Source organism: Paenibacillus sp. FSL H8-0175, assembly GCF_045040615.1.
GTDB classification, from domain to species: domain Bacteria; phylum Bacillota; class Bacilli; order Paenibacillales; family Paenibacillaceae; genus Paenibacillus_AQ; species Paenibacillus_AQ odorifer.
In genome coordinates this window covers 4416037-4441609 of record NZ_CP150299.1, presented here as the reverse complement: position 1 = coordinate 4441609, position 25573 = coordinate 4416037, and the positions used below count along the sequence as shown (strand labels likewise).

Below are 25573 nucleotides of genomic sequence, written 5' to 3'. Positions count from 1 at the left end.
TATACCTTACAACTTTATTACGCTATAATCAACGTAAAGTCACCAGATGTCCTAAGAGTAGGATGATTTTAATAGATTAATTAATATTAGCTTTGATATGCCGAAACGTATTTTGTTATTGAAATAGGTTGTTTATATTGTTTATGATATTAATAAAGGTGTTAATTAAATCTAGAGTAGGTAGATTATGAGTCTAAATGACAACGTATTAATTAAAATTCGTGATATGCGAGAGAGTTTTACACCAGTTGAACGATTGGTCGGAGATTACATTTTAGAAAATACGGAAGAGATCCCTCATTTGTCGATTAAGGAATTGGCTCAATCGAGTAAGACAAGCGATGCATCTGTCCTTCGTTTCTGTAAGACGATGGGTTACAGCGGATACCGCAATTTTATTGTGAGTATATCGGCATCTTTGGGTTCTCGTGATGAGGATTCAAAGGCTCAATATACAGATATTCAGCCAGGTGATGATCTCTCGACAATTATATCAAATATTTCATTGAATAATTGCAAGTCCATTGAGGATACGCTTAGTGTTATTGATCGAAAAGAAATTACAAGAGCTGTAGAATTACTATGTCATAGTAAGCGAATTGTTTTCTTTGGAATAGGTGCTTCGGGACTCGTTTGTATGGACGGGGAACAGAAGTTCTCGCGAATTAATAAGATGTGTCATGCCTATACAGATGGTCATAGTCAGCTCACGGCAGCAACTTTACTTGAGAAAGATGATGTTGCCATTTTCATTTCTAACTCTGGAGCAACTAGTGATATTATTGATGCACTGGAAATTGCCCAAAAGAATAGAGCGAAATGTATTGCGATTACGAAGTACAATAAAAGTGAGCTTGCGGAGCGGGCGGATATTGTACTGAGCATATCCACACCTGAAATAACAATCCGCAGTGGGGCTATGGGCTCGCGTATTGCGATGCTTACGATCATCGACATATTATTTGCTGGTGTCGCAAGTGCAGAATATGAAGAAGTAAAAACCTACTTAACAAAAACGCATAATATATTAAAGAAAAAACTTAGAAATTAGGTTCTGATAGAATGAATGTGAAGGAAAGCATTGATCATGGATCAATGCTTTCCTTTTTTTGTATTCCATTCGCTTATTCGTGTACTAAAATGTACTACATATCAATCCATGTTAGATTATCTACATGATGAATACGTCGATCTAATGAATATAATAAGTAGTTTAATTCAATAATTAATAGCTTGGCACACAATAATGAGGAAGAAAATGAATGGAATCGAAGACGAAACATCATCCGGTTGAACGCGGATGATGTAACTTTATGTTTCGTTTAGAGCGATAATCAGCAAATAATACATTTTTTTAAATCGCTTTAACCTTAGAGCCATAGCGATCAAAGCAATTGGTAAAAATTTAAATTGTATCTTGTAAGCGCTTTATAAATGTGGTATAACATAGTATGTAAGAAATGAAATAAAACATCAGAATTTAATTTCTTTATGAAATTATATTTCAAAATCTATTGACGAAGCGATGGTGTTGTATTAGTATAAGAGCATAATAATTGTAAGTTAATATAACACATTTTGTTAACTAGGTGACAGATTGAGACTGGGAAGAAGGAGGATGGCTATGAATGACTACCTTGCGGGATTGACAACAGAGGCTGTGAATCCAGACACATTAATGATTGATGAATGTACTACGGAAGAAATGATCCAGTTAATGAATCAACAAGATGCACTGGTCCCCAGAGCTATAACTGAGGAGATTCCGCAGATTGCAAAGGCGGTAGATATTCTACATCATAGGTTGTCTAATGGTGGAAGAATGTTTTACATAGGAGCTGGCTCATCAGGAAGATTAGGTGTTCTGGATGCTTCCGAATGTCCTCCTACCTTTGGTACAGATCCTTCCTTGGTGCAGGGCTATATCGCTGGTGGTGATATTGCTTTGCGTACTGCGGTTGAAGGCTGTGAAGACGATATGGATGAAGGGATCGCATTAATCGAAAGCATTGGTGTAACAAACAAAGATGTACTAATTGGGATTTCGGCAAGCGGTAGTGCAAACTACGTTATTGCAGCTTTAGCGAAAGCAAAGGAACTTGGAGCAGCTACTATCGGTGTTTGTAACAACAGAGGCTCAAAGTTCGAACCCATTGTAGATGTTTGTATAACACCTGTTGTAGGACCTGAGGTCATTAGCGGTTCGACTCGATTAAAGGCAGGAACTGCTCAGAAGTTGGTGCTTAATATGCTGACAACATGCACAATGGTCAAGTTAGGAAAAACGTACAACAACTTGATGGTTGATCTGAAGGCTAGTAATTTTAAGCTCGTAGATCGCTCGATTCGTATCATCATGAACACGACTGGTGTAGATACATCAACCGCCGCAGAAACACTTGAAAAAGCATCTATGAACTGTAAGCTGGCAATTATGATGATTAAATCGGGGTTAGATGCAAAAGAAGCAGAACAAGTACTTAACGCAAACGGAGGACGCTTGAAACAGGCAATCGCATCATTGGTTTAGGTGTGAAAAGTGGAATAACAGGATGGATGCTATTAATAATTGAGGGGGCTGTTTTCGATGAAAAAAAGATCACGTGGATTAACTCTGTTTTTGTCAGGAATCATGATGGTATCACTCTTATCGGCTTGCGGTGGAAACGGAAATAACGCTACAACTTCTACAGATTCCGGTAATACAGGAACTAGTAACGGTGGTTCTGAGCCTAAAAAGGATACGATTACAGCACTTTTACCTCCGATATCAGCGAACTATCAAACACGTTTTGCTGATATGGAAAAAGAATTTAATACACTACATCCTAACTTGACTTTGAAAATCGAACCAGCGAGCTGGGAAGATATGACGCAAAAACTTGATACTCAAGTAAATGCAGGTTCTCCTCCAGATATTGCTTTTATCGGTGCTTCAGGAATTTCGAAATATGCAGCACTTAATGTACTAATCGACCTTAACGGTGCCCTTTCTGATGAAGCCAAGGCCGATTATGACGAAGTTCCATTGAAATATTTCCAACTAGGTGACGCTCAATACGGCCTACCAGCATATATGGAAATCCACACTATCGGTGGTAACAAACAATTCCTTGAAGAAGCCGGAATTGATTGGAAAAGCATTCAACAAAACGGTTGGACTTATGAAGAGTTCCGTAATGCAATTTCTAAAGGCGTAGTGAAAAATGATAAAGGTGAAACTACTCGTTATGGTTTCGTGTTTGCAACATCTGGTGTAGCATCTAAAGACTATCTAGCTATTCTTGCTAAAACTGCAGGTTTACCAGATTACTTCGATAAAGATCTTAAATATACGTATACAAGCAAAAACTTCTTGGGGCTACTTACATCTATTCGCGAAATGATCAACGATGGTTCTATGCCTAAAGAGCTAAGCTCTATCGATGCTGGCAAACGGTGGAACATGTTCCTAACGGGCCAAACGATGATCACAGGTAAAGGTTTATCTGCATTTGAAAACTCTGCTCGTCTAAACAATGAGAAGATTAAAGCGAACGATGGTTCAGCTGTTGCAGATTCTATTGAAGTTGATTATATTTCACTTCCAGTCCCAACATTCAACGGTGCCGATTATGTCCCTACTTCAATCGTTGATGGTTATATCGCACTTCGTGGTAAAAAAGCTCCATCTGAAGAGCACATCAAAAATATTGCCCTAGCAACGAATTTCTTGTCTTCTGGTTCAATTGCTGCTAACTACAGTAATGAGCTGTTCTTATCACCAATTACTGAATCTGCACGTAATGCAGAAGTACTTGAAAAATTCCCTCGTAACGAAGATAACGTTGCTGCAGGTAAAGCTATGATGGCAAAAGCGCTTCCGGCTCGTACAGATATTCCTACTGATCTGGCTGCTGAAGCATTAAAAATTGAAACAGAAGTTATTATTCCTAAACTACAAGCCTTACTTGCAAATGAGATTGCTCCACAAGAAATGTATGATGCAGTTAAAGCGGCTGCAATTAAATCTTTCGGTAAAGATGGTATTGTAGTTGACTAGTCTGTCGTAGGCTGACATGTGAAAGCTGTGCGTAGCTAGAACGTACAGCTTTCCTTCTAAATTAGCTAGAGCTTGTACTGTTTTTAGAAGAGAGGTGCGACCCAATGAATCAAACGTTGACTAAAAGAAAAAAATTGAAGCTCGAAAGTGACTCAGGTTGGGGATACGCGTTTATCGCAGTAGCACTTATTGCGTTTTCTTTATTTACCGCATATCCAGTCATCAATGCTTTTATTATCAGCTTACAAAAATATGGTCCATTAGGATCCACTTTTGTCGGCATGGATAACTTCGTTAACTCGTTTTCAGATGAACTTTTCTGGAAAGCGCTGAAAAACACGTTAGTATATACGCTATTAACTGTTCCGTTTAATATTCTTCTGTCATTTTTAATTTCAATTTTGATTATTCCTTTCAAGAAAAAAACACAAACGATCTTTAAAGCACTATATTACTTGCCAGCCGTAGCATCTGGTGTAGCGCTTTCTGTTGTGTGGCTGTGGATCTTCGATCCTTTAAAATCAGGTATTGCCAATAAGCTCGTGAGTTTTTTAGGTATTGAAAATCAAAACTGGCTTGGTTCCAGTGCAACTGCAATGTTCTCACTTGTGTTAATGTCATGGTTATCAAGTCATGGTACAGCAATTATTATTTATATAGCCGCATTACTCGCTATTGATAACAGCTATTATGAAGCAGCTGAAATTGATGGCGCGTCTTTCCTGCAAAAGCTTTGGTTTATCGTTGTCCCTTTCCTTAAGCCAACAACGCTATTCCTACTTGTTACGGGTGTTATCGGTTCCTTCCAAGTATTCCAAAACGCTTATCTTATGACAGGCGGTGGACCAGACCATGCAACAACAATGGTAGGTTTGTTAATCTTTAACAATGCGTTCACATATTTTGAGTTTGGTGAGGCAGCGGCACAATCATTAGTTCTAGCAGCGATTATTGGATTTATCTCATTCCTTCAATTCAAGTTTATAGGTAAAGATGTAGAATACTAGGAAAAGGAGCAGAATACTATGGGTTTGTACAACAATAGCTTAAGAAGCAAAGGGTATCTGTTTATACGTAATGGTGCAAACATTACGTTCCTTATCCTATTCGCCGCAGCTACCATATTCCCGATATACTTTATGGTCATTTCCTCGTTCGGTGATCCGGTAGAAGCTGGTGCAATGAGCTATTCTATCCTACCAAAGAAGATTTCATTTGAATCTTATAAATTCTTTTTTAACTTTAGCCCACATACATGGGACTGGTTATTGAACTCTTTTATAGTGGCAGCGTGTATCACGGTATCTAACGTATTTTTTGCTACTCTTGCTGGATATGCTTTTGCAAAAATGAAATTTAAAGGGAAAAACATTTTGTTCGCTATTTTGCTGGGATCTATGATGATTCCTGTTCAAGTTACTCAGGTTCCACTATATATTTTGATCGTAAATATTTTTGAATTACAAAATACGTACACTGCGTTGATTATGCCGAGCATAGTAACGGTATACAATATCTTCTTGGTTAAGCAGTTCATGTCCTCCATTCCAGGCGAAATTATTGAATCTGCTAAAATCGAAGGTTGTTCCCAGCCTAAAATCTTCTGGTATATCATTATGCCTCTATCTAAAACAATTATGGCAGTACTAGCAATCCTAACATTCATGGCGGCATGGAATGACTTTTTCTGGCCGTTCCTAGTAACGAATACGATGGATATGCAAACCATTCAGGTCGGCTTGAAAAACTTTCGCTTTGCGAATACAACTTACTTTGCACCGATGATGGCGGGGGCAACCATTTCAGCAGTTCCAATGTTTATTTTGTTCTTCAGTTTACAAAAATACTTCCTTGAAGGGGTAACAGTTGGAGCGGTGAAAGGTTAATGGACAAACAATCAAAAGTGGATGCAACATACTTTGTTGGCTTGATGTCAGGTACATCAGTAGATGGTATTGATGCAGCAGTAGTTAAGCTTTTCCCATCAGCCGAAAAAGAGCATGGAGTAGAGATTGAATTACTGGCTTTTGAAAACACTCCTTTTGAGGTGCAAGTTAGAAACTCCATATTTGAGCTTTTTGATCCCGCTAGCGCTACGATTGATAAGGTTGGCGCAATGAATATGTGGCTTGGCGAATTATACGCCCAAGCCACATTATCCGTTATAGGGAAATGCGGCCTTTCGCCTTCGCAAATATTCGCAGTAGGATCGCATGGTCAAACAATCTATCATGCTCCGGAAGAGAATGTTATGGGCGGCTATAATCTGCATTGTACCGTTCAGATTGGGGATGGTGCAGTTATCGCCAATCGCACAGGAATTCCTTGCGTATCAGACTTTCGAGTTGCTGACATGGCAATGGGTGGACAAGGAGCTCCGTTAGTACCATTTACCGAATACTTATTGTTTAACAATCCAAAGAAAACACTTCTGATGCAAAATATTGGCGGAATAGGCAATGTGACTGTTTTGCCTGTAAATGCCTCACCAGATGAGGTATTTGCTTTTGATACGGGTCCTGGAAATATGATTATCGATGGCCTTGTATCGCAATTATTTATACCAATGACAATGGATGTTAATGGCGAAATTGGTGCGGGCGGTCAAGTGATTGATGAGCTATTGAAATGGATGCAGCAGGATAAATATTATACGATGCCGTTACCAAAATCGACAGGCAGAGAACGGTTTGGTCAACAATACGTGGCACAAATCATTGAATTGATGAAGGTTAAGCACTGGAAAGCAGAAGATGTTGTTGCAACAGCTACGTACTTAACTGCCTGGAGCATCGTCGATAGCTATGAACGGTATATTGCACCGCAGCACCAGGCTGAGCAATTGTTAATTGGCGGCGGTGGAAGCTATAACAAGACGCTTTTGCGTGATTTGCAGCACTTATTTGCACCGCATAACGTGCAGGTGCTGACGCAGGAGGATATCGGTGGTAATAGTGATGCTAAGGAAGCAATTGCTTTTGCTCTGCTAGCGTATTACACGATGGAGCGCTTACCAAACAATATCCCGCTAGTAACTGGAGCATCACAGCCAGTAGTAATGGGCAAAATTTCCTGGCCCTATATTGGACGTTCACAGGAGGCTTAAATGTTGCAAATCAGACCCTTTTCAATTGAAGATCACTCTGCAGTTGTAGAGCTTTGGAATCGTGAGGCTACAAAATATGATTATAAGCCATTTACAGAGCGAGAGTTTCAAGATACATTCATCGACCATCCTTATTTTGACGCTGACTGTATATGGGTAGGCTGTGACGAAAAAGGGATTGTTGGTTTTGCAGCTGGCTGCTGCGGCTCTGATCTCCCTCTTGGAGATGTGGCCGGTTATATTACGAGTGTTATTATAGATACCCATGTGGCTTCTCTGGAGCTTTACGATGCTTTTCTATTGCGTTTAGAAAAAAGATTCCAAGAACTTGGGAAAAGACAAGCGGATGTATTGTTTTTCAACCCTGTTAAGCTGAAGTGGAGTATACCAAGTGCACCTCAGCATGAGCATAATAATGCCCCGGGCATCAGTAAGAATCAGCCATTATATGAAGCTTTAATGGCTAGAGGCTACGAAGATCGAGCGACGCAATGCTGCATGTATTTAAAACTCGGAAGCTTTATAGTTCCCGAAGATATTTTAGATAAGGAAACCAATGCAAATAGCAAGGACTATTACATTACGTCCTATGTCCCTGATTTACATACAGGGCTTGAAGCAACGCTTGCTGCCCTGCAAAATCCGCAGTGGAAGAAGGATATTGTTACTTATGTGAAGGTTGGCGCACCACTTGTAGTAGCTGTGTACGGCAACGAGGTTGTGGGCTTTTCAGGTCCAATTATTTCGCAGCCTGATGGAAGAGCATTTTTTTGCGGTATCGGAGTGCACCCAGAGCATGAGGGTCATGGTCTTGGCAGTGTATTATTTTTCCGAATGGTTGAAGCTTTTCAAAAAGTGGGCTGTCAATATATCTCTCTATTCACTGGAAATAATAATCCGGCTCTTCGAATCTATCAAAAAGCGGGCTTTACTATTGAAAAACAATTTTCTATATTGCGGAGGGAACTTTAAAGATGAGCGAAAAATTCACAGTATTAGCAATTGGAGCGCATGTTGGTGATGTGGAGCTAGCTTCTGGTGGTGTGCTCGCTAGTCATAGTTTAAAGGGAGATCGCATTGTGACATTAGCGTTAACTGCGGGTGAACGAGGGGTCCCGGCAGGACAGGATATGAAGGAATATCGTCAGCAAAAAGTGAAAGAGGCACAGGTTTTTGCGGATATGCTAGGTGGTGAAGCCATTGTATTCGATGATTATTGTGACGGAGAGTTGCCTGACAATCAAGAAATTCGTATGGAGGTTTGTGATGTAATTCGTCGCGTGAAGCCTAACATTATTATTACACACTGGAAAAACAGTATGCATAAGGACCATGCGCTAACGCATCATATCGTAAATGATGCCCGTTTCTTCGCAAGTCTATCATCCTTTGAACGAGCGCTCCCCGCGCACTTTGCAGCAAGATTATATTACTCCGAAAACTGGGAGGATGCGGTTGATTATGTCCCTTACGTATATGTGGATTTCGATCAAGCGGCATTTGATCTATGGATAGATGCTTTAAGCAAGCATTGGTTTGTGACGAATAGCAAATCTTTCAAATACATGGATTACTATAAAGCACTAGCAGTTGTTCGCGGCTGTGAAGCAAGAAAGACATATGCAGAAGCATTTATGGTGCCAGCTGAAACGGTGAAGGTTAGGCAGTCTAGTCTTTGGTAACTATTCAACTAGCTAAGAGGGAGTGTTTCTATGTATTGCAGGAAACATTCCCTTGTTCTATCCATTTATGCGAAAAAGCAGCTAGGAGGCAGCTTCATATGGTGTTAAATGGGATTGATTCTATAACGAATTATCGTTATTTGTTCGAAGGTAAGCGCGTAGGATTGATTACAGCGCCGACAGGTCTTACGAAGGATTTTGCATCAACGATTACTATTTTACATGAAAATTTTAATCTTGCTGCGATGTTTTCACCTGAGCATGGCGTTCGCGGAGATTTGGATGCAGGGGCAGTAGTAGACACTTACATGGATCCTTTTACGAATGTTCCAGTCTATAGCTTGTACCGTAAAGACTCCAAGCGTTTAACAAAAGAAATGCTGAATGAAGTAGACATCATTGTATACGATATTCAAGATGTTGGTGTACGCTATTACACATTTATTTATACGATGCTGTATGCACTTGAAGATTGTGCAAATGCAGGTGTGGAATTTGTTGTTCTTGATCGTGTTAATCCGCTTAACGGGGTAACGGTAGAAGGGAATGTCTTGAAGCCCGGCTTCAAATCATTTGTTGGAAATTACGAGCTAGCCGTGCGATACGGCTTAACAGCAGGTGAGGTAGCAACGATGGCAAATGATCAAATGAATTGGAATGCATCGCTGCATGTCGTTCGTTTGGAAGGCTGGGAACGGAGCATGTCCTTCCCGGATACAGGATTAACTTGGGTTCATCCTTCACTTGGAATACCACGATATGAAACGGCGTTATTATATACAGGAACATGTTTATTTGAAGGCACAAACTGCTCCGAAGGACGTGGAACAACGTTCCCTTTTGAAATGATTGGTGCTCCGTTCATTCAAGCGCAGCAATTGGCAGATGAGATGAATGCAAAAGGTATCCCGGGTGTGCTTTTTCGTCCAGTTCATTTCAAGCCAACGTCATCTAAACATTGTGGCGAGCTATGCGGCGGGGTACAAATTTACATTACAGATCTCCAAGTGCTGAGGCCTTTAGAAGTTGGGGTAACCTTATTATTTACGATAAGAGATTTGTACGAGCAATTTTCATTCCTGCCTCCTGTGAACGAGGGCTCTCGTCCATTTATCGATTTGCTGGGGGGAGACAACATGTATCGTACGGACAATATTCAAGCCAAGCAGCTGCTTGAACAGTTTGCAGCGGAAAGCAAGCAATTTGCAGAAATAACACAGCAGTATCATTTATATCGCTAGAGGAAGGTGAATAATTGATGAGAACAATAGAACATATGAGCCTGCGCGAAAAGATTGGACAAATGTTCGTAACAGGCTTCCCTTCAACCGAGATCACTCCTGAGCTGAAGGAAGTTATTGAGCATTATAAAGTCGGCAATATTATTTTATTCTCACATAATATCGACAATAAATATCAATTAGGCGAGCTAGTTACTGAGCTGCAGCAATGGTACACGACACATACTGGTATCCCGGGCTTTATTACGATCGACCAAGAAGGCGGTCGAGTCACTCGTATGCCTAAAGACGCGACCAATGTTGCTGGAGCCATGGCAATTGCTTCTTCAGGACGACCTGAAAATGCGTATGCAGCAGGCAGAATGACTGCCAGAGAATTGAAAGCATTAGGTATTAATTTTAATCTAGCTCCAGTTATGGACGTTAACAATAATGCATTGAATCCAGTCATAAATGTTCGTTCCTATGGTGATTCTGTTGCAACAGTATCCCAGTATGGAATTCAAATGATGAAGGGATTGCTCGATGGAGGCGTCATGTCCTCACTTAAGCATTTTCCAGGTCATGGTGATACAAATGTCGATTCACATATTGGCTTGCCTACCATTGAAAAAACACTTGAGGAATTAGAGCAGCTTGAGCTGCTGCCGTTTAAGGCCGCAATTGAGCAAGGCGCTCAAGCGATTATGAGTGCACATATTTTATTTCCGAAAATTGAAAAATCCGGTGTGCCCGGAACTATGTCTCATACCATTATTACAGAGATATTAAAAGGAAAATTAGGATATAAAGGGTTAGTTGTATCAGATTGTTTAGAAATGGACGCGATCAAACGATACTATGGTACGGCAAAAGGAGCGTTAGGAGCTGTTAAAGCAGGTATTGATTTGGTATTCATTAGTCATACTCCTGAGACAGTGAAGGAAGCGATTCATTTGATCGAAGAAGCTGTAGCCACCGGTGATTTGGATGAAGCGCTGATTGATGCAGCTGTTACAAAAATTTTAGCTTATAAAGCACAATATGCGACGATTGAGGAGCTAGATTATGAACTAGTTGGCTGCGATGTACATCGCCGAGCAAATGAGCTAATGCGTACGGAAACGATCTGCCTCATGAAAGGTGAGCTCCAGCCCATTCATACCGGTGACGAGCAAGTGTTATTTATGGGTTCCTATTCATACCGCACCGATCTTGCGTCCAGCAGCTTGAATCAAGCTCTTAGCTTTCCGCAATATATGGGGGAGCATTTTAATACAGCTTATGAGATTATCGACATTGACCCGAGCGAGGAGCAAATCAACGCTGCGCTGCCAAAGGTACAAGGCTACAAGCATATTGTTATCGGCTTGTTCAATGCGCGTGAAAACAAAGGTCAGCTTGCGCTTGTTCAGAAGCTGCTGGCAGCAGGCTGCAAAGTAACGGCCATTACATTAGGTCGCCCGTATGATTTACCGTTAATCGAAGGCGAGTTCTGCGGAATTGCGGCATTTGAGTATACACTTGATGCATTCAAATCACTCCTTCCAATCCTAAATGGTGAGGTTGTACCCACCGCCAAGATTACGATACAGATGTAGAAATAAGTACAACAAGGGGACATAGGTATGGCATTTATCGTTGGAATTGATGGGGGTGGCACGAAAACAGCTGTCACCATTACGCATGACCAGGAAGACTCTTTATTCACCTTTACTGTAGGGCCTATTAATTATAACGGTGGTGATGCTGATGCTATTGCCGCCTCCTTTGAGGAAATTTTTATTCAAACGAAGCTCTACTGCGGTAATTTACAAGAAGTTGCTCATATATGTATAGGTGCGGCAGGAATAAGTAATCCGCTGGTCATCAATTTTTTGGAGCAGCATGTGAGAAATAACGGTTATATCGGGCCATTAACGATTACAGGCGATCAAGAAACCGCATTATACGGGGCACAAAATGCGATGCAAGGCATCATTCTCATTGCCGGTACAGGATCGATTTGCTTCGGGGTGAATGAAAAAGGAGAGCAGCATCGCACAGGAGGCTTTGGTCATTTGATTGATGACGAGGGAAGCGGTTATAGCATTGGGCGCGATCTATTATCCGCATTAGTTCAAGTGGAGGACGGAAGAATAACCGATACGGTCATCCCAGCGATGGTATATGAGCAGCTTGCTTTAAGCACTGTGAAAGAGATTATTGGCTTTGTTTATGATAAAAATACTACGAAAAAAGATATTGCGCAGCTCGCACCGATTATGACGACCGCATGCGAGAAGGGCGATGCACATGCAATAGCGTTAGCGGAGAAATGTGCAGCCAATCTATATGAACTTGTTGTGCCTGTTATTGAACGGCTTAAGCTATATGAAAGTCCGATTGCGATTGCAGGAAGTGTGCTGCAAAAGTCTCGCTTTGTGAAAGAAGCCTTGGAGCGAAAGCTCGCACAGAGCTACCCGCAAACAAAGCTGATTTTGCCGATTAAGGATGCAGCCTACGGTGCTGTCCTGTTAGGAAGATCAAAAATGAACAACGACTAGTTTTTATCGCTATGGAAAAATAAGGGTGTGTCATAAGTCCGAGCAGTTGGACTTGCGACACACCCTTATTTTAAAATGGTAGGAATCAAAAATGGCTTAAAATTTATCGGTCAAATAAAACACGGCTTGTTGTTTCGGAAATAGAGCTTGAAGGATGTTAGCGTGCTCCGTACTGTCCTTTGCTGCGCCTGCTTCATTATAGCCGAACATGATATAAGTCATTAGCTCGCGTTCATCTACTTCTATTGAAGTATAGGGATTGGTATGATTACTAGCATCGGAAACAGAAAGCTGCTTTTGCTTATAATCCAAGTAGATACAGTCCTCATTGCTGCGAAGTGCAATATGCAGCTCCTGGCCTGCAATTAGGTTGCTACGGTTTAGGCGATCTTCTAATTCAGGCTGAAGCTTATGGAAAGTTGAACTGAGATTGATCATTTTCCACATCGCCATATTGATTTGAATTGAATTTGCTTGATGCTGTTGGTAATAGGAATATAGCTTATGGTCCTCTGGGAGCATCGCTAATATTTGCTTTGCATTTTGGCGCAGCTGACATAAGGCATGAAACAAAGCTTCAACACCGTTTTCGGCTTCGTTCAAATACAATAATTCATTAATAAATACTTGTTCAGTATCTTTCTTTTCAATGATGCCATAAGCGACGATTTTTCCATTTCTGCGAAGGAGCAAGCAGTCAACTTTCTTCCATTCCGGCCAGGTCAATAAATCATTCCAATACGTTTTACTTCGGATCACGGTGTAGGTACGATTCTTATTAAATTGTTCATAGATGAAACGGATATCATCGAGATAACAGGCTTCAAAAGGAATGATTTCATCACTGCTTTGCTGCTGCTCCAAACTTGCTGGTTTTTCAATTGCGAAAGCAGTCTCGGGAATAAGTCTCCAGCCAGCTTTTTCATAAAACGCATGCTTACTAGCCAAAAGCAAGCTTATATCATAATCGGTTTCTTTCATATAGTTGGTCTGCGCATGAAGAATTTTGTGTGCAAGCCCCAGCCCGCGGTAATTTAGATCTGTACCGACACTCCCCATTGCACCCGTTTTCAAGATCGCTTGACCGACTCTAATATGAAACGGAAAAATTTGTACATTAGATGCAATCTTATCGTCAACCATCGCAAACCATGTTGTATCTGGATCATATGTGGTGTCTAGGTCTAATCTTTCTTGGAAATAAGCTCGGCCTACGGAAAAGCATTCATCTAAAATATCGTAAATCTTTTCAAGCTGCTCTCTAGTTGGACGGTTCATTACGATGATGTTTGGTGTCGTCGTCATCTTCATTTCCTCCTGCGCCGTAATGTTGGGATAAATTTAATAAATGAAAAAAACGATTTTTTGGAATTTAATTTCTTATTTATAGTTTAATATTGAAAGAAAAATTCGTCAATAAAAGGAACGTGTGGAATCATAGAAGTGATACAAAATTTAGATTGCTCAATATAGTCAAATGAGTATTAGGAAAATAGCGACTTCGGCTGAGCAATTACAAGCACAAAGTGCACAAATGAAGGGGCAGCTTAAAAAGAAGAATGATAAACCGTTCAAGAACTTTTTGCGAAAAATCGGAATTATTTTCATACCAATGATTCCTGCATGGACGGACTTATTTATACTCTGACGCAGTGATCCGCACCATTGCAGATACGAGGCGAGTCCTTTACCTACACAGAATTTCAAACAGATGTACTTGCCATAATTCAGTTTTCAGATGAGTAGCTTTGCGCAGCAAAAAAACTGGATAAATTGTTAATTTCACCCCTACAGTCACTAAAATCGATTATAATAAAATTTATGTTCAAGTCGATCACCTATCCTAAGTTAATAGGATCATCATACGCAAAAAGGCATAGCGCTGAATCGCCTATGCTATAAGGGTTATAGAGTTTTTAAATACACACTTATGTATAAGAGGAGGCGAATGATATGACGATAATGCCTGTTATAGTAATGATCTTTGTATTTGTACCTGCCATTGTACTCATGCTAAGCATGCCTTATTTAACAAGAGAGACGATTAGTTTTGGGGTCACCGTCAGCCCTGTACAATTCCATAGTGAGCCTCTGCGCCAGATGCGGAAGTCATATGCTAGGATTAGTGCTACCGTGCATACCATCCTATTCATTGTTTGTATCCTCTGTCTAATATACGGTGATGAACATTCCAAGCAACAAAGTTGGATCATTGTCACTTATTCACTCGCCATGGTCGTAATCTCCCTAGTCATAAACATTAGCTATCATTTCAAAATGAAAAGTTTACTACCTATGCTGCCTATTGCTCTGGAACCATCGATCATGACAGTGGACACTGGATTTCGGAAAAGAAACATTGGCTTATCTAATAATTGGTTCCTCATTCATGTTTTAATTACTGTTGTTAGTATTGTAACTGTGCTGCGCAACTACGATCTGATTCCTGATCAGATTCCGATCCATTACAACAGCAGTTGGAACGTAGACCGCTATGCAGCTAAATCTTTTAGTTCTGTGTTTATGCCTACGATCATGCAAGTGTTCATAACACTTTTGTTCATATTTGAGAATTGGAGTATTCGCAGAGTAAAGCAGCAGGTTCAACCCAATGATCCTAACCGTTCCATCAGACAAGACGCAGCTTACCGCCGTACTTGGTCATATTTTATGCTTACAGCAAGCTTCTTAATAGTTATCCTGTTTTCCGTCGTGCAACTAAACATGATATCTCTGCTTAACATGAGTTTCGCTATCCCTATTATCCTAATCATAATAGCCCTTGTCATCCTATACGCCTTGGCCTTAACGTTCTGGGCTGGTCAGGGCGAAAGCCGCTTGGAGCGATCTGCCGATAGCTCCAATGTCAGACCTGTCCATGACGATGATAAATGGCGATTAGGTATGATTTATTTCAATCGCAAAGATCCAAACCTAATCGTCAAGAAAAGGCTCGGAGTCGGCTGGGGATTAAATTTCGGTCACCCAGTAAGCTGGCTGTTTTGGCTCGGAATTATTGTACTGTTAGTTGTGGTGCGGTAACAAGGCTTGGAGGTTAATACTCACCGGAGTATAGGCGAAGTTAGAGTTTCGAAACAGAATATGTACCGAAAAAAACGCCTAAAGGGCGTTTTTTATTATCTTTAAGGATCTCAGTAATATTTTTTTTGAATTAAACCGTATATTAAAGAGTATTTCTCGTATTAATAGCTCTTTGTTACAATCAGATTGTTATCTAAAGGAGGGTATAAAATGAACTATCGTAAATTAGGAACGAGCGGCTTACATCTAAGTGAGATTGCTTATGGTAATTGGATTACACATGGTGCTCAAGTGGACAATGATACTGCCCATGCTTGTGTTCGCGCTGCATTGGAAGTAGGGATCACAACATTTGATACTGCAGATGTATATTCCGATACGAAAGCTGAGATGGTGCTGGGCCAAGCATTAAAAGGAGTGCACAGAGCTGATATCGAATTGTGTACCAAGGTGTGCCATCCCACAGGGACGGGACGTAACGCAAGAGGTCTGTCTCGCAAGCATATTATGGAGGCGTGCCATGCTTCACTGAACAGATTACAGACCGATTATATTGATATCTATTATGCGCATCGCTTTGACGCATCAGTATCCCTTGAAGAGACCTTTTTGGCTTTTTCGGATCTGGTGCGTCAAGGTAAGGTTCTCTATGTCGGGATAAGTGAGTGGACGGCGGATCAGATAGCAGAAGGTGCTATTTTGGCGAGGGAATTGAAGGTGCCATTGGTGGCTAGTCAACCTCAATATTCGATGTTATGGCGCGTGATGGAGACGGAGGTAGTTCAAGCTTGTGAGCGGGAAGGGATTGGACAGGTGGTCTGGTCGCCGCTTGCTCAAGGGATTCTGTCAGGCAAATATATGCCAGGTCAACCATTGCCAGAGGGTTCTCGTGCTTCAACAGCTGCGGGCTCACCATTTATGAATAAATTGGCGGGTCAGTGGCTTCGGACTGTGGTGCTTGAGGCGGTCTCGAATCTCTCTTCCATCGCCAGTGAAGTTGGGTTGACGCTTCCGCAGTTGGCTATAGCATGGGTGTTGCAAAATCCACAAGTCTCATCTGCAATTATTGGGGCATCCAAACCTGAGCAGGTTATAGAAAATGCCAAAGCTGCGGGAGTTCGTCTGGATAGGGAAGTGATGTTGGAAATCGATAGGGTGCTAGAAGGACTCGTTGAACGTGATCCTAGAAAAACGGGCTGAATATTATATTATTCACCATTAATAGCTTCTGAACTCATTTGTCCTATGATCTCTAGTAACGCGGATAAGGAGGCACGATCGCAATCGGTTCTCCAAGCGGCATAAAGGGGAATCGATGGTGTGCTTTCTTCAAAGGGACGAAATGCGACACCTTCACGCTGAAAAATAGCAACTGATGAGGGCACAATGGAAACTCCAAGATTAGCAGCTACCAAGTTTACAATGGTGTACATCTGAATGGCTTCCTGTACAACATTCGGATACATGTCGTGTTGGGCGCAGAAGCTCATAATGAGGTCATGAAAAGGAGCTCCTAAATGACGTGGGAACGATATAAATGGCTCTAAAGCTAAAGAGCGAATGGATAACACCGGTAAATGAGCTAGGTGATGCTGCTCTGGCAAAACGGCAATAAGCGATTCATTGACTAAGGGACGATGCTCGATATGTTTGCCCGACTCTGTATAACGTACAAATCCAATGTGAATCGTTCCTTCATGTAAAGCCTGCCACTGCTGAGCAGACGTCATCTCATGTAATGTGAGTTGGACTTGAGGATAACGTTCCCGAAACATTTTTAACATATCAACCAGTACTCCACCAGCTGCAGAATCTATAAATCCAATGTTCAAATGTCCGATAATTCCTTGATCGACTAATTGTGTTGTTTTAATAGAGCGTTCCAGTTGAGATAAAATGGATTTAGCCTCCTCTAGAAATACCGCCCCCGCTGACGTGAGACGAACTTGTCTTTTATTCCGTTCTAATAGTTTCACACCAATCTCATTCTCCAGAGCTTGAATTTGCTGGCTTAAGGGAGGCTGCGTCATATTTAGCTTCTCAGCTGCACGGTTAAAATGCAGTTCCTCTGCTACTGCGATAAAGTATTGTAATTTTTTTATGTCCATATTTTTCATTCTCCCTTGAAATGCTTCTCCAAGCAAGTATAAGGATCTTTGAACGAAAATGAAAGGAATGACATGTCGTCTCCTCACTTAAACTCTACCTCCCATCTTACTTTTAGACAAAAAAACATTTTTGCAGTCAAAGACATGATGTCTAAAAACGCATACATTTAAATAGAAAGTTTGAGGATCATGGGAGGTAATGAGGATGAAAAATAGAAAGATAATGTTTATGAGCCCACACCATGTGGAAACGGTTGAAGAGGAGCTTGTACTTAAGGCTTTAGGTGACCATGAGGTACTCGTAAAATTGATTTATTCGCTGATTAGTCCGGGAACGGAGATGGCAATGTTATCTGGCAAAGAGGATTGGGCAAAACTCCCGCTGTGTCCAGGTTATGCAAGCGTCAGTCGTATCGTAGAATGTGGTAAAGGTGTTCAGGAATTTCAAGCGGGCGATGTGGTTTTTCATTACGGAACTCATTGCGAATATCAAGTGGTTGAAGCTAGGGATGTTTTCATTCGAGTGCCGGATGCGCTAGACTTGAAATGGGTACCGTTTACCCGGATGGCTACGGTAGCTTTTACATCGATACGTGTGTCGGATATCGAACTTGGAGACAAAGTGAGTGTGACAGGTCTTGGATTGGTAGGCAATCTTGCAGCTCAATTGGCGCGTTTGCAGGGGGCTACGGTAATTGGTATGGATTTGTCCAAAGAACGGCTGCGGACCGCGCGTCAATGCGGTGTGGATTACACACTGGACAGTGGCGAAGGATTGATGAAAGAGCAGATTATGACGTTAACTAAGGGCAAGGGTGTTTCCAGTCATATTGAGGCAACCGGTGTTTCCAAAGTTGGAGTTGATAGTCTTCAATACATCGGCTCACAGGGAGAAATCATCTTTTTGGGCAGCCCGCGTGGAGAATACAATACAGATATTACGGATGTGCTTAATTACTGTCATCTGTATAACCGGGGATGCATTACATTTAAAGGTGCTCACGAATGGCGTTATCCAACAGAGCCTAATTCGTTTGTGAAACATTCCTTGGTGCGTAATTCTGGCATTGTCTTCGAGCTTATGCAACAACAGAAGCTGCACATCGAACCTTTGATTAGCCATGTCATCAAGCCGGAGCAAGCTAGCGAAGCCTATGAGGGATTAAGAACCAACAAAGATCAGTATAATGGCGTACTGTTTGATTGGTCATAAAGGGGGAGAACGACGATGATAAGAGGATTAACAACAGCGGGTTTGGGAGAAATTGCTTCTAATGAAGAATATATCAGACTTGCGAGCCAATTCGGGTTTCAGGCCATAGACGTCAATCCATTAGAGTTGGTACAGCAGTATGGCAAGGATGGGGCCATCCAATTACTGGAAAGTCATGGCATCATGCTAGGATCATTTGGTTTAGAGGTAGATTGGCGCACGACAGAGGAAAGCTTTAGGGAAAGTCTGAAATCGCTTACGCTGATGGCTGAGGCCGCTGCTGCATTAAATTGCACCACATGCTGTACCTATATTTTGCCTTCGACAGATCTTCCGGTCGCACCGTTCATGATTGCAGCCACTAGACGTTTAAGACTATGTGCAGAAATATTAGGCGCCTATGGTATTTCACTAGCCTTAGAGTTCGTTGGTCCTCATCACTTACGTACACAATGGGCAAATCCGCTAATCTGGACGATGCAAGATACGTTGGACTGGATGGATTCAATTCAAGTGAGAAATATCGGTTTGTTACTGGATTCCTATCATTGGCATACGAATGGATTAACGAGGGAGGACCTGCTGAAATTACAACCGCATCAAATTGCGTATGTCCATATTAATGATGCTAAACCTCTGCCGATAGAGGAATTGCTAGATTCCGATCGATTGTATCCAGGGGAAGGATCCATTGATCTTACCGGATTCTTGGGAAGCTTGAAAAAGATCGGGTACAAGGGCGTTATCGCTCAAGAAGTGCTAGCGCCAGCTTCATCACAAAGTTCATCTGAACTATTTTCTCGTTCCAAAACAGGCTTCGATAAAGTATTCTCATCACTGGAAATCTAACCCATCGAATCCAACATTGGAAGGAGCGTTAAGGATGAGTCTGTTCAAGGGTAGAATCGCTGCACACACCATCACTTGGGGGCAAGCGCATTTCAAAGCGTTGGAGGAAGTCTCCAGACTGGGTTTCACGGGGATTGAGCCGTGGGCGTCTTTTGCACTTCAATATGAAGAAAGTCCAGAACAATTACAAGAGCTCTTGGCTGGGTACGGGCTGGAGATGACTGCGTTGTATGGAGGTACGGCTGGGGGACAGCAGCAAAAATTCGGCAATGCCGCGAACACTTCGGGTATCATTGACTACAATGTGCGACTTGCTAAAATCATAGCGAAGTGTGGAGCAGACATCCTTGTCCTAGGGCCAGGTGGCACCCGGGATCAACCCTCATCGCTGGAAGAATTGAAGGTTGCCGCAGCCACGATGAATGAAGTGGCGGAAAGAACCTATGCCTTAGGGGTAAAGACATGTGTTCATCCGCATTTGTGGACGGAATTGCAAGACGAGAAAGAAATTGAGATTGTGATGAGCCTGACAGATCCGCGGGTGGTATATCTTGCCCCGGATTCAGCACATTTGCTCGGAGCGGGGATGGACCCGGCATCCATCATCCGAATGTATCAGGACAGGGTAGCTTATGTTCATTTGAAGGACCTGACAGACAGGTCTGCCGCTACACTTGATACACAGCTTCCTCATTTTTGTGAGTTAGGCAAAGGATCTGTTGATCTACACGCAACTATTGAAGCGCTGAATGAAATTGATTATTCCGGTTGGATGACACTCGAAGTGGACGAATCGCTAAATAGCCCGTACAATACCATGGAAATCTGCCGAGATTTTGTAGAAGATCACTTAAAGATTCCGGTTAGGATATAAAATAAGATCAATAAAATGTCAGAAGAAGGAGAAGATTCGAGGTGAATGAGTCGTGGATGAACAGCATTTCCCCTTATGTTCGAGTAGCCAAAGTCATGGAATCCTCCTTACTAGCAGGTGAATGGTTGGATCAAGATCACGTGTATACCTATATAGATCAGGGAGAGGCGGAGTTTTTCTTGAATGGGGTGAAGTTCCTGGTTCGAGAAGGGGATGTGCTGCTCATGCATCCATGCTTGCCCCATATAATTAGGTCCACCTCGGCTTTACCCTTAGTGCAGTATATCTTTCATTTTGATTTATATGATAACGAGGATAAAAGCTCATCGGATCAAGCGGATGGACTTAGGCCCGGGATCCAGGATATCATGCCAAGTGAAATGCAGCTTGCTGATATTTATCCGCTATCTCATCTGCAGCTCCCAGATAGAATCGAATTGAAGAAAAGATTCATGCAACTGCAAAAAGAGCTGCTAGATCCAACGTACGGTGGGGTATTAATCAACAAGTCTATCTGTTTGGAATTGTTGTTTTTGTTCTTTAGGAATCAGAATCTGTCCAAAGGAACGGAAGGGAAGAGAACCAAAGGATGGCCTTTAATTGAAGGCGCCATTCATCACATGCACCAGTGTTATCAAGATCCGCAGTTAAGTAATGAATCTATCAGTAGTCATGTTGGTGTGACTGCCAATCATTTGTCGTATGTGTTCAAGACTCAGCTTGGGGTGACCATTCATAATTACTTGAAGCATGTTCGTATCGAGCAGGCTAAATTGAGAATCATTCAGGGAAAGCAAAATTTAACGGAGATTGCCGAAGATGTGGGGTTTTCTAGTATTCATCTGTTCAGTCGGACGTTCAAAACAAATGTGGGAGTAATGCCTAGTAAGTTCGCCGCGATGCGATCAGCTTTAATCAATAAATCGCAATAAAAGAATCGACCATCTGCTCTATGGGATGGTTGATTCTTTTCCTCTGAACATAGGAATACATACGTCTATAGGCCTCTTAATATAGTATAATCATACTGTATTGCTCAAAGTTGGAGATAGGGATATAGCACTATTAAATACTATTGACGAATGAGGAGTCTATGAGAACTTCGGAGAATAAAATTAAGTTAAGTCATATGTTGTACATAGTAGTATTTATCTGCCTGCTGATTGCAATACGCTGGAGCTGGTACAATCATTTTAATCTGTCTAATCCTCCTGTAGTGGAGCAAGGTGTGCTCGATTTGCGGGGAGTAGACCTTGAATCACTAAGCTCCTTTCCATTGGATGGAGAATGGGAGTTTTATCCTGAACAATGGGTGAACGCTGCCAATATGGATAGTGTTTTAAAAGGCCAGATGCTTCAGGTGCCGGGTAACTGGAATTCTGTATTCAATTCTGCTGAGCAAAAGAAGGCGTATGGATACGGAACTTATCATTTGCGGATTCTGCTAGATCGCCCCTTGTCTGAACCACTTAGCTTTTGGTTCCAATCCATCTATACTTCTTCTGAAGTGGAGATTAATGGAACAGTCCTCTCACGGTTTGGAGTGTTATCTGACGAGAAGGAAGAGCATGTTTATGTGACGAAAGCATTCTTAATCAGTTATACACCTACAGATCAGAAGCATCTGGATCTGTTTGTTCGGACGTCAAACTATGAGTCTCCACTAAAAGGGGGCATAATTCGGTCCGTGGAGTTTGGCATTCAACATGGGGTAGACACTATATACTGGAATTCCATTGGCTTGCAGCTAGTCGTAGGGGTCATGCTTCTTCTACATGGGTTGTATTTATTGATTATCTATCTGATGGATGTACGAAAAACAGAGCTGATTATTTTTTTCCTAATGATGGTCGCTGCGGCTGTATCCATTGGGGTTGAACATAATGGACTGTTGTTCAGGTTTCTTCATGTTGATTTTGCCTGGATGCTGAGGTTAAAGGTTCTTTCGTATATAGGGTTTTGTTTATTCCTTTTATTGATGGGAAGAGAACTATTGGGGAATCGACGGAAAGGCAAGGCGTTTTATAGTTACATCCTGTCAGTTCTCATTTTTACTTTATTTATTATTGTAGGTCCTGAAGAGGCAGTGTTATATATCATCGGAAAAGGGTATTACATGATCCTGTATTACGTTCCAGTGTGTTGGACGGTATATTATTTTTGGAAGATGGTATCCTTACGAGCTGAAGGTGCTCTATTTTTATTGTTTTCAGTGTTAGCAGTACTAAATAATATGTTGTGGGGGGCTGTCTACTATGCCGGTAGCTCACAATTTATGTTTTATCCCGTAGATTTAATTGCTGCCCTTGCCGCATTTTCTGCCTATTGGTTTAGGAGATATTTTCATCAATCCCATCAAAATGTGTTACTGAACGCTCAATTGGCGGAATCCAATAAATTAAAGGACCGTTTTCTAGCCAATACGTCACATGAGCTGCGCACTCCACTGCATGGGATTATGAATATTGCCCAAAGTGTGTTAACAAGAAAAAAACATGTGCTGGATGAAGAGAGCCAGCGTGACATGGAATTGCTAATTATGGTCAGTCGCCGGATGTCGCTTATGCTGAATGACTTGCTTGATGTTGTGCGATTGCAGGATAAGCGGATTGTGATGAATATAAAGGCGCTGCAAGTGAGGTCATTGGCTGAAGGTGTACTGGATATGTTACGTTTCTTAACCGGTGGGACGAAGGTGGAGCTTCGAATGTCTATAGATGAGAATCTGCCGCGTGTTTATGCTGATGAGGAGCGATTGGTGCAGATTCTGATTAATTTGGTTCATAACGCACTAAAGTACACCGAACAGGGAAGTGTTGAACTGGCCGCAGAACAAGTGGGTGGGGATGTATGGATACATGTTACGGATACAGGAGTAGGTATGGATGAAGCTTTGAAAAAGCGTGTTTTTATGCGCTATGAACAAGGGGCTTACGGTCAAGGCGGCATTGGGTTGGGGCTTAGTATCTGTAAGGAGCTGGTCGAACTGCATGGCAGTGAATTATTGCTGCAATCGCAGCCGGGTCAGGGAAGTAAGTTCAGCTTCAAATTACCTGTAGCTAAAGGGAGCCTGAAGTCATCTATTCCAGATGTTCATACAGAAAAAGATTCGGATCCATTGTCACCATTCAGTACGTGGATAACTGCGGAGAAATCAGCTATGGTGGCTGCCACCTATAACACAAAGGAAGTAGAGGCACTCTCGAAGCTCGATACAGACTCTGACATCATACATGTGCTGGCGGTTGATGATGATTCGGTCAATTTAAAAGTTCTGCAAAATATTTTATCAGATGGAGCCTATCGGATTGATACAACGACTTCAGCCCGTGAGGCGCTGGATATGTTGCATCATGAGCAGTTCGATTTGGTTATCGCTGATGTGATGATGCCGGGCATGTCTGGATATGAATTGACAAGATTGATACGCGAGCGGTTCACGATGTATGAACTTCCTATTATTCTATTGACCGCTCGCAGTGAGCAGGAGGATGTCTATGCAGGTTTCTTGGCTGGCGCTAATGACTATGTAACCAAGCCAGTAGATGCCATGGAATTGAAGTATCGTGCTTCGTCGCTCACTTCTATGAAGCAAGCAGTCAATGATCGTTTGAGAATGGAGGCTGCTTATTTACAAGCGCAGATCCATCCACATTTTCTCTTTAATACATTAAATTCGATTATGTCCTTGAGTGATTTTGACACTGTCAAAATGAAAGATCTTTCAGATGCATTCACTACTTATTTGCGGATCAGCTTTGACTTCTTAAATGCAGGCAAACTTGTTTCGCTGTCGCAAGAGCTGGAGCTGGTCGAGAATTATGTATATATCCAGCAGCAGCGTTTTGAGGAGAGGCTGCAGGTTGAATGGGAGGTAGACGCGAATCTACAGCTTCTAATTCCTCCGCTGACCATTCAGCCACTGGTCGAGAACGCCGTCCGGCATGGGATCTTAAGTCGGGCAAAAGGTGGAACCTTGCGTATTCACATCGAGACACATGCGGAGGCTGTTCATTTTATCATTGCTGATACGGGGATTGGAATGGATGAAGCTCAAGTCAGTAAGTTATTGCAACCAAAAAGTCTTAAGGATCAAGGAATTGGACTCCTTAATACAGATCGGAGATTAACACAATTATATGGACAAGGCTTGAAGATTCAAAGTATTCCTGGGGTGGGAACTACGGTATCTTTCATTATTCCTGATTAGGAGGGTTATAAAACCATCCTTTTCTGTCCAGCTGTAATTGAGTGGATGTGATTTGGATGATCAATTCTTCCACGGCGGATAAGGTTGCAACTATACAGACAATGGTTGTCCAAATGGTGGGGTTACTATGGGAAAGCCATATAGGAGTTACAAATAAGAGAAGCCCGGTGAGTTTATTGCCGTAGGTATGGATACTTGCGTAAGTTTTGAATCTGCGGAGGGCAATCCCTGTCGATGTTATGCGGATGGCCGCGATCAAGAAGATCCATAGGATGAATTCGAGGGTAAGACCCAGATACGGATACAAAGTAAATAAGCAGATCCCGATTAGTATCGTGTCGGCAGCGGAATCCAGCTTTGCTCCGAGATGACTTGTTGTGCCTGATTTTCGGGCAATTGGACCATCTATCAGATCGGTGACTCCGCAAAGGATATAAATTGCAAGAAAGGCCGAACTTAGCGGCTCGAAGAATAACAGCATTATTGCCAAAATAATTCTGCCAAGTGTAATACAGTTAGGTATAACTTTCAACTTCAATCCCACCTTTGTTCATGACCTCATTTAATTCTATTGTACCAGAGGAAGAGTATATGCTATTTGGAAAAGGATTATAAGATAGTATTGAAGAAGTAGTGAAGTAGAAGTATAGATTAGGATTCTAGCGGTAAATAAGGAGGGAT

The 25573-nt window shown here is 41.8% G+C and carries 22 protein-coding genes; 19 read left to right on the top strand and 3 right to left on the bottom strand.

Annotation, left to right across the window (positions count from 1 at the left end; genetic code table 11):
• Positions 1 to 187: 187 nt before the first annotated feature.
• The 11 genes from MHH46_RS19770 to MHH46_RS19720 all read left to right on the top strand — a co-directional run bounded on the left by MHH46_RS19770 (position 188) and on the right by MHH46_RS19720 (position 12596).
• On the top strand, positions 188 to 1051 hold the full coding sequence (locus MHH46_RS19770; RefSeq protein WP_042129113.1) for a MurR/RpiR family transcriptional regulator: 864 nt from the start codon (positions 188 to 190) through the stop codon (positions 1049 to 1051).
• A gap of 573 nt (positions 1052 to 1624) precedes the next feature.
• Positions 1625 to 2530, top strand: coding sequence for an N-acetylmuramic acid 6-phosphate etherase (gene murQ / locus MHH46_RS19765; RefSeq protein ID WP_076182833.1), 906 nt, complete (start codon positions 1625 to 1627; stop codon positions 2528 to 2530).
• Between the two features lie 57 nt (positions 2531 to 2587).
• Entirely contained in the window at positions 2588 to 4042 is a 1455-nt protein-coding gene (locus MHH46_RS19760) for an ABC transporter substrate-binding protein (RefSeq protein WP_076190768.1), read from the top strand.
• A gap of 104 nt (positions 4043 to 4146) precedes the next feature.
• Positions 4147 to 5049, top strand: a complete 903-nt coding sequence (locus MHH46_RS19755) for a carbohydrate ABC transporter permease (protein ID WP_060622964.1) — start codon at positions 4147 to 4149, stop codon at positions 5047 to 5049.
• An 18-nt stretch (positions 5050 to 5067) separates the two neighbouring features.
• Entirely contained in the window at positions 5068 to 5928 is an 861-nt protein-coding gene (locus MHH46_RS19750; protein WP_076127188.1) for a carbohydrate ABC transporter permease, read from the top strand.
• The gene (locus tag MHH46_RS19745) at positions 5928 to 7148 is read left to right on the top strand and encodes an anhydro-N-acetylmuramic acid kinase (RefSeq protein ID WP_076190771.1); all 1221 of its coding nucleotides are present in this window, start codon (positions 5928 to 5930) and stop codon (positions 7146 to 7148) included. Before MHH46_RS19750 ends, MHH46_RS19745 begins: the two co-directional genes overlap by 1 nt.
• The gene (locus MHH46_RS19740; RefSeq protein WP_076190773.1) at positions 7149 to 8120 is read left to right on the top strand and encodes a GNAT family N-acetyltransferase; all 972 of its coding nucleotides are present in this window, start codon (positions 7149 to 7151) and stop codon (positions 8118 to 8120) included.
• A gap of 2 nt (positions 8121 to 8122) precedes the next feature.
• A complete protein-coding gene (locus MHH46_RS19735; RefSeq protein ID WP_076106428.1) occupies positions 8123 to 8830 on the top strand; it encodes a PIG-L deacetylase family protein in 708 nt (235 codons plus the stop codon).
• Between the two features lie 98 nt (positions 8831 to 8928).
• Entirely contained in the window at positions 8929 to 10071 is a 1143-nt protein-coding gene (locus MHH46_RS19730; protein WP_076190776.1) for an exo-beta-N-acetylmuramidase NamZ domain-containing protein, read from the top strand.
• A gap of 17 nt (positions 10072 to 10088) precedes the next feature.
• On the top strand, positions 10089 to 11651 hold the full coding sequence (locus tag MHH46_RS19725) for a glycoside hydrolase family 3 protein (RefSeq protein WP_076190778.1): 1563 nt from the start codon (positions 10089 to 10091) through the stop codon (positions 11649 to 11651).
• A 27-nt stretch (positions 11652 to 11678) separates the two neighbouring features.
• Complete coding sequence (locus tag MHH46_RS19720) at positions 11679 to 12596, top strand: N-acetylglucosamine kinase (protein WP_076190780.1); 918 nt, start codon at positions 11679 to 11681, stop codon at positions 12594 to 12596.
• 96 nt (positions 12597 to 12692) lie between these two features.
• On the opposite strand, the gene MHH46_RS19715 is transcribed toward MHH46_RS19720, so the two are convergent.
• Entirely contained in the window at positions 12693 to 13901 is a 1209-nt protein-coding gene (locus MHH46_RS19715) for a GNAT family N-acetyltransferase (RefSeq protein ID WP_076190783.1), read from the bottom strand.
• A gap of 172 nt (positions 13902 to 14073) precedes the next feature.
• Between MHH46_RS19715 and MHH46_RS19710 the strand changes: the two genes are divergently transcribed.
• From MHH46_RS19710 to MHH46_RS19700, 3 genes are all read left to right on the top strand, one after another.
• The gene (locus MHH46_RS19710; RefSeq protein WP_340398206.1) at positions 14074 to 14244 is read left to right on the top strand and encodes a hypothetical protein; all 171 of its coding nucleotides are present in this window, start codon (positions 14074 to 14076) and stop codon (positions 14242 to 14244) included.
• A gap of 305 nt (positions 14245 to 14549) precedes the next feature.
• Positions 14550 to 15638, top strand: a complete 1089-nt coding sequence (locus tag MHH46_RS19705; RefSeq protein WP_076190785.1) for a DUF1648 domain-containing protein — start codon at positions 14550 to 14552, stop codon at positions 15636 to 15638.
• Positions 15639 to 15848: 210 nt separating this feature from the next.
• On the top strand, positions 15849 to 16838 hold the full coding sequence (locus MHH46_RS19700) for an aldo/keto reductase family protein (protein ID WP_076190787.1): 990 nt from the start codon (positions 15849 to 15851) through the stop codon (positions 16836 to 16838).
• 8 nt (positions 16839 to 16846) lie between these two features.
• Here the strand turns inward: MHH46_RS19700 and MHH46_RS19695 are convergent, their stop codons facing one another.
• Positions 16847 to 17746 carry a LysR family transcriptional regulator gene (locus tag MHH46_RS19695; protein ID WP_076127169.1) on the bottom strand — a complete coding sequence of 300 codons (900 nt, stop codon included), beginning with the start codon at positions 17744 to 17746 and terminating at the stop codon, positions 16847 to 16849.
• Positions 17747 to 17951: 205 nt separating this feature from the next.
• Between MHH46_RS19695 and MHH46_RS19690 the strand changes: the two genes are divergently transcribed.
• The 5 genes from MHH46_RS19690 (at position 17952) to MHH46_RS19670 (ending at position 24892) form a co-directional block, all read left to right on the top strand.
• Positions 17952 to 18959, top strand: coding sequence for a zinc-binding alcohol dehydrogenase (locus tag MHH46_RS19690; protein WP_076190789.1), 1008 nt, complete (start codon positions 17952 to 17954; stop codon positions 18957 to 18959).
• Positions 18960 to 18974: 15 nt separating this feature from the next.
• On the top strand, positions 18975 to 19808 hold the full coding sequence (locus MHH46_RS19685; RefSeq protein ID WP_076190791.1) for a sugar phosphate isomerase/epimerase: 834 nt from the start codon (positions 18975 to 18977) through the stop codon (positions 19806 to 19808).
• 34 nt (positions 19809 to 19842) lie between these two features.
• Positions 19843 to 20682 carry a sugar phosphate isomerase/epimerase gene (locus MHH46_RS19680; protein ID WP_076182787.1) on the top strand — a complete coding sequence of 280 codons (840 nt, stop codon included), beginning with the start codon at positions 19843 to 19845 and terminating at the stop codon, positions 20680 to 20682.
• A 41-nt stretch (positions 20683 to 20723) separates the two neighbouring features.
• The gene (locus MHH46_RS19675; protein WP_076190793.1) at positions 20724 to 21614 is read left to right on the top strand and encodes an AraC family transcriptional regulator; all 891 of its coding nucleotides are present in this window, start codon (positions 20724 to 20726) and stop codon (positions 21612 to 21614) included.
• Positions 21615 to 21775: 161 nt separating this feature from the next.
• On the top strand, positions 21776 to 24892 hold the full coding sequence (locus MHH46_RS19670) for an ATP-binding protein (protein ID WP_076190795.1): 3117 nt from the start codon (positions 21776 to 21778) through the stop codon (positions 24890 to 24892).
• Here the strand turns inward: MHH46_RS19670 and MHH46_RS19665 are convergent.
• Positions 24879 to 25424 (bottom strand): CDP-alcohol phosphatidyltransferase family protein, encoded by a 546-nt coding sequence (locus MHH46_RS19665; RefSeq protein ID WP_076190798.1) that lies wholly within the window; start codon positions 25422 to 25424, stop codon positions 24879 to 24881. The two genes, MHH46_RS19670 and MHH46_RS19665, sit on opposite strands and share 14 nt — an antisense overlap.
• Positions 25425 to 25573 lie beyond the last annotated feature (149 nt).